Raw genomic sequence first — 13072 nt, 5'->3', positions numbered from 1 at the left:
CGGTCACCGGGGCCATCGGCCTGCCGTCGCATGCGGGCAAGCCGCTGGCCGGATGGCGCGTGCTCGTGCCGCGCGGCGGGCCCTGGGGAGACGGCGTCGCCGGCGCGCTCCGCGCTCGGGGGGCGACCCCGATCATCGCCCCGCTCATCAACTTCGCGCCGACCGACGACCAGCCGGCCCTCGAAGCCGCGCTGGCCAGGCTCGCCGCCGGCGCATTCGACTGGCTGACCATCACGAGCGCCACCACGGTCGACGTGCTCTCGTCGTACAACGCCGTGATCCCGGAGACCACGAAGGTCGCCGCCGTCGGTGAGACGACCGCGGCCGCCCTCGTGGCCGCCGGATACCACGCCGACATCGTGCCGTCCGAGGAGAACTCCGCCAGGGGCCTGCTCGAGGAGTGGGATGCCGCGACCGGCGGCGCTCGCGGGCTCCGCGTCCTCGCACTGCGCTCGGCCATCGCCAAGCAGGTGCTGTCGATCGGCCTCGCCGAGGCGGGCCACACCGTCGAGGCGGTCGTCGCCTACCGCACGGTGGGCGTACCGGTCGAGCAGAAGGTCGTCGACGACGTGCGATCCGGTCGGGTCAACGCCGTGCTCGTCACCTCCGGCAGCGTCGCGGAGCAGGTGCAGGAGCAGCTCGGCCCGATCCCCGAGTCGATCCTCGTGGCCGCCATCGGCCCGCAGACCCAGCGCGATGCCGGCGAGCTCGGGCTCCGCGTCGACGTCGTGGCGCGCGAACGCAGTGCGGAGTCGCTCATCGACGCCGTCGTCGACGCGGCCATCGCCCACGCCTGATCCGCTCCGCCGCGTCCCGGCCACCTGGGCGGCCGCTGCCATTCGTGCTGCAGGAGATCAGCCGGCATCCTCGCTGAGCGCGGGCATCGGAGCCGAATCTCCTGCACGGGCCGAGGTGTCAGGCCGTCGTGAAGCCCCGCCTTCACGCGCTCCCGGCGCCTCCCCAACCGGGGCGACGTAGGCTTGTGCGGTGACTTCCACGCCTGCCCCCCGCATCCGCCCGCGACGCCTCCGCGAGACCCCGGCGCTCCGCCGCCTCGTCTCCGAGACGCGCCTCGACCCGGCCGAGCTCGTGCTGCCCGTGTTCGTGCGCGAGGGGGCGAGCGCGCCCCTGCCGATCGCCTCGATGCCGGGCGTCGTGCAGCATTCCCTCGAGAGCCTCCCGCAGGCCGTGGCCGAGGCCGCTGACGCGGGTCTCGGCGGCGTGATGCTCTTCGGCGTGCCCCAGGAGCGCGATGCGCGCGGATCGGGCGCGACCGACCCCGACGGCATCCTCAACGTGGCCACGCGCGTCGCGGTCGAGGCATCCGCCGGCTCGCTCGTGGTGCAGACCGACCTCTGCCTCGACGAGTTCACCGACCACGGGCACTGCGGCGTGCTCGACGACCGGGGCCGCGTCGACAACGACGCGACGCTGCAGCGCTATACGGCCATGGCCCTCGAGCAGGCGCGGGCGGGCTCGCAGCTCCTCGGGCTCTCGGGCATGATGGACGGCCAGGTCGCCGCGGTGCGCGACGCACTCGACGCCGGCGGCCACGAGGACGTCGTGCTCATGGCGTACTCGGCGAAGTACGCCTCGGCGTTCTACGGCCCCTTCCGCGACGCGGTCGAGTCCACGCTCGAGGGCGATCGCCGGTCGTACCAGCTCGATCCCGGCAACCGCCGCGAGGGGCTGCGCGAGGCGATGATCGACATCGACGAGGGCGCCGACATCGTCATGGTCAAGCCCGCCGGCAGCTACCTCGACGTGCTGGCCGACGTCGCCGCCGCATCCGACGTCCCGGTCTGGGCGTACCAGGTGTCGGGCGAGTACGCGATGATCGAGGCCGCCGCCGCCCACGGCTGGATCGACCGCAAGCGCGCGGTGATCGAGTCGGTCCGCGGCATCCGCCGTGCCGGCGCCGACGCCGTCCTCACGTACTGGGCCGTCGAACTGGCCGAGTGGATCCGCAAGGGGGACCTCGCATGACCGCCCGCCACGCCGAGGAGTCGGTCGCCTCCGGCAACGCCGAGGCCTTCGCCCGCGCGCAGGCCGCGATCCCGGGCGGCGTCAACTCGCCCGTGCGCGCGTTCCGCTCGGTGGGCGGCACGCCCCGCTTCCTCGTTTCGGCACGCGGCGCGTACGTCACCGACGTCGAGGGTCGCGAGTACGTCGACCTCGTCGCCGGCTGGGGCCCCGCGATCCTCGGGCATGCCGACCCACGCGTCATCAGGGCGGTGACGGATGCCGCAGCTCGCGGCCTCTCGTTCGGCTCGTCCACGCCCGCCGAGACCGAGCTCGCCGAACTCGTCGAGGCGCGCGTGGCCCCGGTCGAGAAGCTCCGACTCGTGAGCACCGGCACCGAGGCGACCATGAGCGCCATCCGCCTCGCCCGCGGATTCACGGGCCGCGACCTGCTCGTGAAGTTCGCCGGGCACTACCACGGCCACTCCGACGGCCTGCTCGCCGAGGCCGGTTCCGGCCTCGCGACGTTCGCGCTGCCAGGCTCGGCCGGCGTGCCCGCCGACATCGCGGCGCTCACGCTCGTGCTGCCCTACAACGACCTCGACGCGCTGCGTGCGGCGTTCGCCGAGCACGGCGACCGCATCGCGGCCGTCATCGTCGAGGCCGCCGCCGCGAACATGGGCGTCGTGCCGCCGCTGCCCGGCTTCAACGCCGCGCTCGTCGAGCTCGCCCACGCGAACGGCTCGCTCGTCATCAGCGACGAGGTGCTCACGGGCTTCCGGGTGTCGGAGGCCGGGTGGTGGGGCCTCGAGTCGGGCACCGAGCACGCGTACACGCCCGACCTGCTCACGTTCGGCAAGGTCATCGGCGGCGGCATGCCCGTCGCCGCGCTCGGCGGCCGCGCCGAGATCATGGAGCAGCTCGCCCCGCTCGGCCCCGTCTACCAGGCGGGCACGCTCTCGGGCAATCCGGTCGCGGTCGCCGCGGGCGTCGCCACGCTCCGGGCCGCGGATGCCTCGGTGTACGCGCACCTCGACGAGGCCGCCGCGACGATCAGCGGCGCCGTCTCCGAGGCGCTCGCCGCCGAGGGCGTCGCGCACGGGGTGCAGCGGGCGGGCAACCTCTTCAGCTTCGTGTTCGGCGAGGAGGTCGCCGGCGGCGTTCGCGACTACGCGAGCGTGCAGCGCCAGGAGGCCTTCCGGTACGCGCCGTTCTTCCACGCGATGCTCGACGCGGGCGTCTCGCTCCCGCCGTCGGTGTTCGAGGCGTGGTTCGTCACGGCCTCGCACGACGAGGCGGCGATCGCCCGCATCGTCGACGCGCTGCCCGCGGCGGCGCGCGCTGCGGCATCCGCTCATCCTGGCTGAGCCGGTGTAACCGGCATCACCGGAATCAGCTGGACGACGGCGTGGCCGAGCCGCGGTGCTCGTCAATGCGGCGGACTTGCTGACAGTCTGGACGCATGGACGAACTGATCATCCTGGGCGTGATCGCGTTCGTGGTGATCGCCGCCGCGACCGTCCTCGGCCCCAGGCTCGGCATCGCATCACCGCTCGTCCTCGTCGCGATCGGCATCGCGGCGAGTTTCCTGCCGATGTTCGACTCGATCGAGATCAATCCCGAGCTGATCCTGGCGGGCGTCCTGCCGCTGCTGCTCTACTCGTCGGCCGTGTCGATGCCGACGATGAACTTCCGGCGGGAGTTCGGCGCGATCAGCGGGCTCTCGGTGATCCTCGTCGTCGCGAGCTCACTCGTGCTCGGCGTGTTCTTCATGCTCGTCATCCCCGACCTCGGGTTCGCGTGGGGCGTCGCGCTCGGCGCGATCGTCAGCCCGACCGACGCCGTGGCGACCTCGATCATCAAGCAGACGCCCGTGTCCAAGCGCGTCGTGGCGATGCTCGACGGCGAGAGCCTGCTGAACGACGCGACCGCGCTCGTGCTGCTGCGCACCGCGATCGTCGCGACCGCCGCATCGTTCTCGTTCTGGGGCACGGTCGGCACCTTCGCGTACTCGGTCGTCGTCGCGGTCGTCATCGGGTGGCTCGTCGGCTGGCTGAACCTCGTCGTCCGAAAGCGGGTCACGAACCCTGCCGTGAACACCGTGCTCTCGTTCACGGTGCCGTTCTTCGCGTCGGTGCCGGCCGAGCTGCTGCAGGCGTCGGGGCTCGTCGCCGCCGTCGTGGCGGGGCTGGTCACCGGCATCCTCGCGCCGCGCCGGCTCTCGCCGCAGAACCGACTGTCGGACTCGCAGAACTGGCGCACGGTCGAGCTCGTGCTCGAGGGCGCGGTGTTCCTGACGATGGGCCTGCAGATCCAGGCGATCGTCGCCGACGTGCAGCGCGACCATGCCGGTGTCGCCCCGGCGATGCTCGTCGCCGCCGGCGCCCTCCTGCTGACGATCCTCGTGCGGGCGGCGTACGTCGCGCCGCTGCTCGGCGTGCTCGGCCGGCGTGCTCGCCGCAACGAGCGGATGCAGGAGCGGCTCGAGGGCATGCAGGAGAAGATGACCACGCCCGAGGGTCAGCAGGAGTTCCTCGAGCGGGCGAACACCGGGCGCGGTCGGTCGGTCACGACCCGCGACCTCGATCGCTTCGCCCGCCGGGTCACCCACGCCCTCGGCGACATCGAGTACTTCCGGCGGCAGCCGCTCGGCTGGCGCGAGGGCGTCGTCGTCGTGTGGGCCGGCATGCGCGGCGCGGTGACCGTCGCCGCGGCGCAGACCCTGCCCGAGGACACGCCCCAGCGCTCGGTGCTCGTGTTCATCGCGTTCGCCGTCGCGGTGATGTCGCTGCTGCTGCAGGGCGGCACGATCGGCCCGCTCGTGCGGCGCATCGCGCCGAAGGTCGACCAGGCCGTGCTCGACGCGCAGGCCCTCGACGAACGAAGGCGGCTCATGATGACCCTGCGCGAGAGCGCTGAGGGAATCACGCAGCCCGAGCGCACCGAGGGCGAGCCGCGCATGGAGGCGTTCCTCGCCGAGCGGCGATACCGGCTCGACGTCATCTCCGAGCAGCGGTCGGCCCTGCTCGATGCCCGCGACAACGGCACGTTCGACGCCGACGTGCTCGCCGACGAACTGGCGAACCTCGATGCCGCGCAGATCGCGCTCGAGATGCGCGCCAAGACGGCCGACTGACGGGGCGACGGCTGCCGCGGCATCCGCTCGCCCGTCCTGAGGTCGGTGTAACCGCGATCACCGGTTACGGAAGGATAACGGTATCGAACCGTTTCCTCCTTGTGGAGCGTCGGCACCCATCGGGCGAGACGACTCGGGCAGGATGGATGCATGGCTCAGCTTCGCGTGCACCCCGACCGGATCGAGGTTCACCTGACCCCGGCCGAGAAGGCGCTCGCCCTGCGTGCCGACGACATCGTGGTGCAGCGCGACGACATCCGCTCGGCGACCATCACCGATGACCCGTGGGTCTGGATCCGCGGCATCCGCACCCGGGGCAGCGAGCTGCCGCTCGTGGTCGCCGTCGGCGCCTGGAAGTACCACGGCGGGCTCGACTTCGTCATCGTCAAGGGCAAGCGGCAGGCCGTCGTGCTCGAGCTGGCAGGCGGCGAGTTCGCCCGCATCATCCTGAGCACCAACCACGCGGCCGCCCTCATCGACCGGCTGAAGCTCGGCGAGACCCCGGTCGACGCCGACTAGGCGTGCGAGCGTCCGCCCGCGGCTGATTCGGACCAGCGCGCGGCGTCGCTTAGGATATCCGCGGATGCCGCGGCGCGGCCGTTCTCCGCTCGACCGGGTCGCACCCGGGCCCCGCGATCGCACGCATCCGGTATTCCGAATCGAACCGCTTCGCCGGTGACTCGACGCAACACCGGCAGAAGGGGGCCACGTCCGTGCCGAAACGCCTGCCGTCCGCGCCGCCGGTGATCGCCGGCTACAGCTACGTGCGCCCGCTCGGGGCCGGCGGATTCGCCGACGTCTTCCTCTACGAGCAAGATCTGCCGAGGCGGGTCACCGCGGTCAAGGTGCTGCTCGTCGACGTCGTCGACCCGGCGGCGCGCCGCGCCTTCACGGTCGAGGCCGACGCGATGGCGAGGGTCAGCGCGCACCCCTCGATCGTGACGATCCACCAGGCGTCGATCTCCTCCGACGGCCGCCCGTACCTGGTCATGGAGTACTGCCCCGAATCGCTCGGCGCGCGCGTCAAGCGCGGGCCCATGCCGGCCGGCGAGGTGCTCGACATCGGCGTCCGCATGGCCGGCGCCCTCGAGACGGCCCATCGCTCGGGCCTGCTGCACCGCGACATCAAGCCGTCCAACCTCCTCGTCAACTCGCTCGGAGCCCCCGTGCTCGCCGACTTCGGCATCGCGGGCGCGATCGCCGACGGCGGCGACGGCGGCGACACGTTCGCCATGTCCATCCCGTGGAGCGCCCCCGAGGTCCTCGGCGAACGCACGACCGGCACCGTCGCGACCGAGGTGTGGAGCCTCGGAGCGACGCTGTACACGCTGCTCGCCGGCCACAGCCCGTTCGAGCTCGCCGACCGCAGCCGCAACTCGGTCGACCAGCTCTCGCGCCGCGTGCTCGGGGCCAAGTACACGCCGCTCGCACCGCGCGGCGTTCCCGCCCGCATCGACACCGTGCTCTCGACGGCGATGCAGCGCGACCCGGCCCGGCGGTACGCGTCGATGGCCGAGTTCGGCGAGCAGCTGCGGTGGGCGCAGTACGAGCTCGGCGTCGCCCCGACCAGCCTCGAGGTCGCGTCCCCCGAGTGGGCCTCCGCGGCGCACATCTCGTTCGGCGACGCATCCGACCGCGGGCCGATCGTCACCACCGTGAACGCCGATTCGCGTCGCGCAGGGCGCGCTGCCGCCCGGGCCGAGGCCCGCCCGAGCGCACCGGTGGTCGACGCCGGCGGCCTCGCGCCGGCGCGGAGCCGGAGCGGATGGGTCGCGCCGGTGCTCATCGGCGTGGGGTCCGCCGTCGTCGTGCTCGCCGCGGGCGCCGGCGCACTCCTGCTCGCGGGCGGGATCTGATGGCCGAGCGCAGGCCCGCGGCGCGCACTGGCCGCCGGAGCGCGATCATCGCGTCCGTCGCCGGGGTCGCCGCCGTCGCGGTCGTGGCCACGCTCGCGGTCACCGCGAACGGCTACGAGGCGCAGGAGGTTCCCCGTGTCGAGACCTCGGTGTGGGTCACGCGCGACTCCGGCCAGTACGCGCGGGTCAACACCGACCTCGCCGAGATCGACGTGGTGCGCGACGTCGACGACCCGAGCACGGTCGTGCAGGCGGGCGCCGAGGCATCCGTCTACAACCAGGGGGCGCGCCAGCGCTGGCCGATCGACCCCGCCGACCCCGCCGACCTCGTCTCCGACGACGGCGGCGGATCCCTGCCGACCCCGGCGGGCACGCGCGACGTCGTCACCGCCGGCGAATGGATCGCGTATCGCACCGACACCGGATCGGTGCACACGGGCCGACTCGACGGCGACGACGTGGCGCCCGTGGACCCGTACGCGGAGGACGCCCCTTCTGACGGCGACGAGGAGGGCGACGACGGCGGCGACCAGACGTACGCGGCCGCGGCGGTCGGCGTCTCACCCGACGGGCTCCTCGCGCTGTACTCGGCCCGTGAAGAGGCCGTGCGGCTGTACGACGCCGCGACCGGCGAGTTCGAGGGCGACGCGGAGGGCATCTCCGACGCTCCCGCGGCGGACGCCCGCCTCGACCTGACGGTGGTCGGCGGGCGATGGGTGCTGCTGGATGCCGCCGACGGCCGCGTCTGGATCGCGGGCTCGTCCGAGCCGGTCCCCGTCGACGTCGCGGCCGACGCCCGACTGCAGCAGGGCGCCGGCACCGCGGCATCCGTGGTCATCGCCGACTCCGACGGCCTCGTCGAGCTCGCGGTCGACGGCAGCACCGCGGCCGAGCGCATCGTCGACGCCGTCGGCACCCCGGCGCAGCCGATCGTCGTCGACGGCGCGGTCCTGGCCGCCTGGCTCTCGCCCGACGGCGGCACGGCCTGGTCGAGCCGCACCGGTGACACGGTGCCGCTCGAGCTCCCGGCGGGCGACCGCGACCAGGACGGCGCGCAGTCGCTCACGCCGGTGCTGCGCGGCAACGGCGATCGTGCGGTGCTCAACGAGACCTCGACGGGCGTGGTCTGGACGGTGCCCGACGGCCGGCTCGTCCCCATCGAGCAGTGGGAGCTCGACGACGAGGTCCAGGACCGCGTCGGCACGGAGGAGGTCGAGGACCTCGCCCGCCAGGAGCCGCCGGTCGCGGTCGCCGACAGCTTCGGCGTGCGGGCGGGCCAGCAGGTGGAGCTCCCCGTGCTCCTGAACGACCACGACCCGAACGCGAAGGACGTGCTCACCGTCGACCCCGCGTCGATCACCGGCGGGCTCGCCGACCCGGCGTTCGGCGAGCTCGCCCTCGTCTCGAACGACCAGACGCCGACCGTCCGCGTGCGGGCGACGTCGGGATCGACGACCTTCAGCTACGCGGTGACGGATGGCGCCGCGAGCTCGGCGACCGCCACCGTGACGCTCACCGTGATCCCCGACGACGTGAACAGTGCGCCCGCGTGGTGCGGCGTCGCCGACTGCGTGCAGCGCTGGCCCGCGCCCGAGCTCATGCCCGGCGGCACCGCGCTCGTCTCGGTGCTCAACGGGTGGGTCGACCCCGAGGGCGACGCGTTCGTCCTGGCCGATGCGCAGCCGGTCGACCCCGCGGCACCCATCTCGGTCGTGCCCATGGCCGACGGCCGCGTCGCGGTGCGCCACACCGATCCGAACGCTGCCGCCGAGAAGGTCCAGGTCCGCCTCACCGTCGCCGACGAGCGCGGGGCGACCGCCGAGGCCACGCTCGACCTCAGGGTCACCTCCAGCGCGGCCCTCGACCTCGCTCCCGTCGCGGTCACCACCGGTGCCGGCGAGGCGGCGACCGTGCAGATCGCCGACCACGTGAGCGGCGGCTCGGGATCCCTCCGACTCGTCGACGCGGTGCCGACCGCGGCGGCCGCGAGCGGCGGCCTCTCCGTCGTCCCGAACGCCTCGTCGGGCGAGATCGAGCTCTCGGCCGAGGCGCCGGGCGCCTACCTCGCCACGTTCACCGTGCAGGACCTCGTGACCAGGGCCGAGCAGACGGCCTCGATCCGGGTCACGGTCGCGGCGGCCGGCGCGCCGCTCGGCATCGCGCCCATCACGGCGTTCGTCCGTGCGGGCGAGGACGCGCTGATCGACATCCTCGACGCGGCGCAGAACACGACCGGCCGGGTCCTCATCGTCACGGGTGCGGTGTCGACGACGCCCGAACTCGGCGTCGGCGTCGTCTCGCAGTCGCTGGTGCGCGCCACCGGCACGACCGCCGACGGGCAGCCCGGACTGGTCGGGCGGGCCAAGGTCACCGTCGCCGACGGCTCGGGCGGCACCGCCGTCGGAGATCTCGCGGTGTTCCTCGTCGCCCCGTCGGTCGGTCTCAGCCCCATCGCGATGCCAGACACGGTCACCGTGCGCGTCGGCGAGCTCGTCGACATCCCCGTCACCGCCAACGACGTGAGCCCGCGCGGTGAACGCCTCGTGGTGCATCCCGAGGTCAGCTCCTCCGGCGCCGACGGCGAGCTCGCGTTCGCCTCCGGCGACCGGGTCCGCTACCTCGCCCCCTCGACGCCCGGCACCTACGAGCTCGGCTACGCCGTGGGCCTCGAGCAGGCGCCCGAGCGGCTCGACCACAGCACGGTCACCGTGACCGTCCTCCCCGACGGGGCGAATCGGGCGCCCGAGCCGCGACTGCTCCTCGCGCGCGTCCTCAGCGGGCAGAGCGTGCACGTGCCGGTCCCCTCGGTGGGCATGGACCCCGACGGCGACCGCACGGTGCTCACCTCGGTGACCCAGCCCGCGGCCGGGCTCGGCATCGCCACGATCTCCGCCGAGGGCGACGAGATCGTCTACACGGCGCCCGAGAACGGCACGGGCGCCGAGCAGCCCGCCTTCGAGTACACGGTGCGCGACGCCTCGGGAGACGAGGGCACCGCGCGGGTCCGCATCGGCGTGCTCACGGCCGCGGTGACGGATGCCGCACCGGTGACCTTCAGCGACTACGTGCGCGCGCAGCAGTCGGCCGCCTCGCCGGTGACGGTGCAGCCGGCCGGCAACGACGTGGACCCGGCGCAGGGCGAGCTCGCGCTCGTGGGCCTCGTGCCGAACGCCCCCGAGGGCAGCACGGAGTACGCGCGGCTCGAGGCGCTGGTCGATGCCTCGACCTCGCTCGACGAGGGCCGCGTGGTCCTGCATCCGGGCGACGTCGCCGGCACGAACTCGTACCGGTACACCGTGAAGTCCGCGCGCACGTCGAGCACGGCTGAGGGCCTGGTCGTCGTGAACGTCACCGAGGCCGAGTCGCCCGACGCCCCGGTCGTGTCCGACACGATCGTCACCGCGCGCACGCGCGCACAGCTCCCCGACGGCGGACTCGACGTCGTCGCGGGGCATGTCGAGTGGGCGTCGGGCGAGCTCGGCGAGCTCGAGGTCGAGATCTGGGGCGACGGCTCCGCCGACTACCGCGTCTCGGGGCAGCGCATCGTCGGTCCGACGCCGGCCGCCGGGGCGCTCGTCCCGTTCCGGGTGCACGGGACCGATCGGGCCGGTCGCGACGCGGAGGCGTTCGGGTTCCTCGTGGTCCCGGCGTCCGACGACCTGCGCGTCCAGCTGCGCCCCGACGTCGAGCCGATCGAGGTCGGCGAGGAGCAGTCGGCGACGTTCGACGTGCGGGACCTGCTCGACCTCCCCTCCGGCGACGCGGTCGAGGTCGATGCCGCAGACCAGTACGCCGTGCAGCGTGCGGCGGCGACCTGCCGCCCGGCCACCGGCGACGAGGTCGAGTACGCCGCCGGGCGCGAGGCGCCGTGGAGCGACCACTGCCTGGTCCCGGTGCGCCTCGACGGCCAGAAGCGCTGGTCGTGGGTCGGCGTGCCGATCGCGATCATCCCGAAGGATCCGCAGGCCATCCTCTCTGCCGTGAGCCGCACGATCGCGCCCGGGGCATCCGAGTCGGTCGCGCTCTACGACGAGATGACCACCTGGGAGGGCGGCCGTGAAGGCGACCCCGGGAAGCTCGACTACTCGGTCTCCTACTCGGGCACCGCGTTCACCGTCGAGCAGGCCGGCGACCACGTGACCATCGCGGCCCGCGCCGACGCCCGGCCCGGCACCCGGGAGACCGCGACGGTCGCCGTCGGCGCGTTCGGCGGGCTGACCTCGGCCATCTCGCTCGTCGTCGGCTCCGCGCCGGCGGATGCCCCGCGCGGTGCCGTGCTCACGCAGCAGTGCTCGGTCGGCGACGGCACCTCGTGCTCGGTCGCCGTGGTCGGGGTCGGCGGGGAGTACGACCCCTTCGCGGGCAAGACCGGGTCCGGCCTCAAGCTGACCGGCCTCGGGGCGGGTGCCTCGTCGTGCCAGGTCGCGAGCGTCCGCGCCGCCGACGACCGGTCGATCGTGGTCACCTGGCCGAGTGGACAGGACGCCTTCGGCGGCGAATGCGTCGTGCCGTTCACCGTGGCCGACGCGCAGGGGCGCACCGGCACGGGTCGCCTCACGGTCGACCTGCTCGGCCTTCCGCAGGCACCGGCGGCCGTGTCCACGGCCGACTACACGGCCTCCAGCGTGACCCTCGAGGTGTCGCTCGGCGAGGCGCTGCGCGCCCACCCGGCGATCACGGGCCTCGAGGTCCTCGAGGGCGGGCGCACGGTGCCGGCCGACTGCGGGCCGCGTGGCCCGGGCGCCTGGTGGTGCACCGTCTCCGGCCTCACGCCCGGCGACCGGCACGACCTCGCGGTGCGCGCCGTCAACAGCGTCGGCGTCTCGACGAGCACGAACGCGGTGACGACCTGGAGCTACGAGGCGCCCGACATCGCCTCCGCCTCCGCCGAGCCCGTGTACCGCCAGGGCACGACCTCGCCGAGCAGCGGCGTCGCCCTGCTCAGCATCACGGCCGACCGCGATGCGCGGTCGTTCCGCGTGCTCGAGACCGGACAGGTCATCGACCGCCGCGGTGTCACGACGACGGCCGAGCTCACGCTCGCGCCCGGACCCCAGATGCTGACCCTCGTGCCCGTCAGCATCTTCGACCCGCCCACGGGTCGCGGCGGCAACGAGGGCGGGGCGACGTCCGTCCCGGTCACGGTCGCGGGCGCACCGACGTTCAGCCCCGACGCGATCACCGCGGCCTCCGCCTCGAACACCTCGATCTTCGTGTCGGGCATCGGGCTCGACCCGAACTCCAGCGCGCGCGCATCCGACGTGCGCTACCTCGCGTGGCGCAACGGCGACGTCCGGTGCTGGGCCGACGGCGACGGCGGGCTGCAGACCTCGGGCGCCGACATCGAGTCGACGTCGGCGACGATCTCGGGGCTCACCGAGCGCGAGCGGTACTACGTCAAGGTCTGCGCGTCGAACGGCTTCGGCGTGGTGGAGTCCGGCACGGTGCGCGCCGACACCATCCACGACGTCGACCTGCCGAGCGGCACCCTGAGCTACACGGTGGCCACCACGCCGTCCGGGGGCGGCAGCCACTTCGAGTACCGCCTGCAGCAGGCGCCCGTCGTCCAGGCGAGCGGCGGGTTCAGCCCCGTCTACTGGATGTACGGCGACTGGCGCGGCGACTTCGTGCTGCAGACCGGGGACTCGCCGGGCGACGTGCGGGTGAAGACCTGCAAGCAGTCGTGGTTCAGCACGAAGTGCTCCGACGAGGTCGCCGTCACGGCGGCCACCGCCCCGACCGAGGTCACCGTCGACTTCGCCGAGCAGTGCCTCGCCCAGCCGGCGAACACGGCGGCGCCGTCGCTCGACGAGGTCTTCGCGACCGTGTCGCCTGCGGCGGCGGGCTCGGCCGAGATCCGCAACTGGCGGGTGCCCGACGCCGTGAACGCGCCGCTCGCCGTCGCGTACGACCTCGTGTTCACCGGCGACTACGTCGACCTCGCGCCGATCGCGCGCACCGGCTCGCTCTGCCCGCCGCCCGAGCCGACCGACCCGCCCGAGTCGACCGACCCGCCGACCGAGTCGCCCGACCCGACGGACCCGGCCGCCCCGCCCGGCGGCTAGCCGGTGGGCCGACACCGGCCCGCGGCATCCGCCCATCGCCCTGAACCCACCGC

7 protein-coding genes are annotated in these 13072 nt (G+C 73.7%); all 7 read left to right on the top strand.

All coding sequences use genetic code 11. The annotated features are described in order from the left end of the window. The first annotated feature begins 20 nt into the window (after positions 1-20). The 7 genes from ACR3IO_RS15655 to ACR3IO_RS15625 all read left to right on the top strand — a co-directional run bounded on the left by ACR3IO_RS15655 (position 21) and on the right by ACR3IO_RS15625 (position 13019). Positions 21-797 carry a uroporphyrinogen-III synthase gene (locus ACR3IO_RS15655; protein ID WP_434072198.1) on the top strand — a complete coding sequence of 259 codons (777 nt, stop codon included), beginning with the start codon at positions 21-23 and terminating at the stop codon, positions 795-797. Between the two features lie 190 nt (positions 798-987). Then, positions 988-1986: a porphobilinogen synthase gene (hemB, locus tag ACR3IO_RS15650; RefSeq protein ID WP_434072151.1), complete on the top strand. Its 999-nt coding sequence runs from the start codon at positions 988-990 to the stop codon at positions 1984-1986. After that, positions 1983-3329 carry a glutamate-1-semialdehyde 2,1-aminomutase gene (hemL, locus tag ACR3IO_RS15645; RefSeq protein WP_434072150.1) on the top strand — a complete coding sequence of 449 codons (1347 nt, stop codon included), beginning with the start codon at positions 1983-1985 and terminating at the stop codon, positions 3327-3329. The genes hemB and hemL overlap by 4 nt, the downstream gene beginning before the upstream one ends. A 95-nt stretch (positions 3330-3424) precedes the next feature. Then, positions 3425-5098: a cation:proton antiporter gene (locus ACR3IO_RS15640; RefSeq protein WP_434072149.1), complete on the top strand. Its 1674-nt coding sequence runs from the start codon at positions 3425-3427 to the stop codon at positions 5096-5098. A 150-nt stretch (positions 5099-5248) separates the two neighbouring features. Beyond that, positions 5249-5617, top strand: coding sequence for a hypothetical protein (locus ACR3IO_RS15635; RefSeq protein ID WP_434072148.1), 369 nt, complete (start codon positions 5249-5251; stop codon positions 5615-5617). A gap of 194 nt (positions 5618-5811) precedes the next feature. Further along, the gene (locus ACR3IO_RS15630; protein ID WP_434072147.1) at positions 5812-6954 is read left to right on the top strand and encodes a serine/threonine-protein kinase; all 1143 of its coding nucleotides are present in this window, start codon (positions 5812-5814) and stop codon (positions 6952-6954) included. Beyond that, positions 6954-13019 (top strand): Ig-like domain-containing protein, encoded by a 6066-nt coding sequence (locus ACR3IO_RS15625; protein ID WP_434072146.1) that lies wholly within the window; start codon positions 6954-6956, stop codon positions 13017-13019. The genes ACR3IO_RS15630 and ACR3IO_RS15625 overlap by 1 nt, the downstream gene beginning before the upstream one ends. Positions 13020-13072 lie beyond the last annotated feature (53 nt).

The organism is Agromyces sp. Marseille-Q5079 (assembly GCF_051016555.1).
Classification (GTDB): Bacteria; Actinomycetota; Actinomycetes; order Actinomycetales; family Microbacteriaceae; genus Agromyces.
Note: the sequence above shows the minus strand (reverse complement) of the source record. Positions and strands in the feature narration are given on the sequence as shown.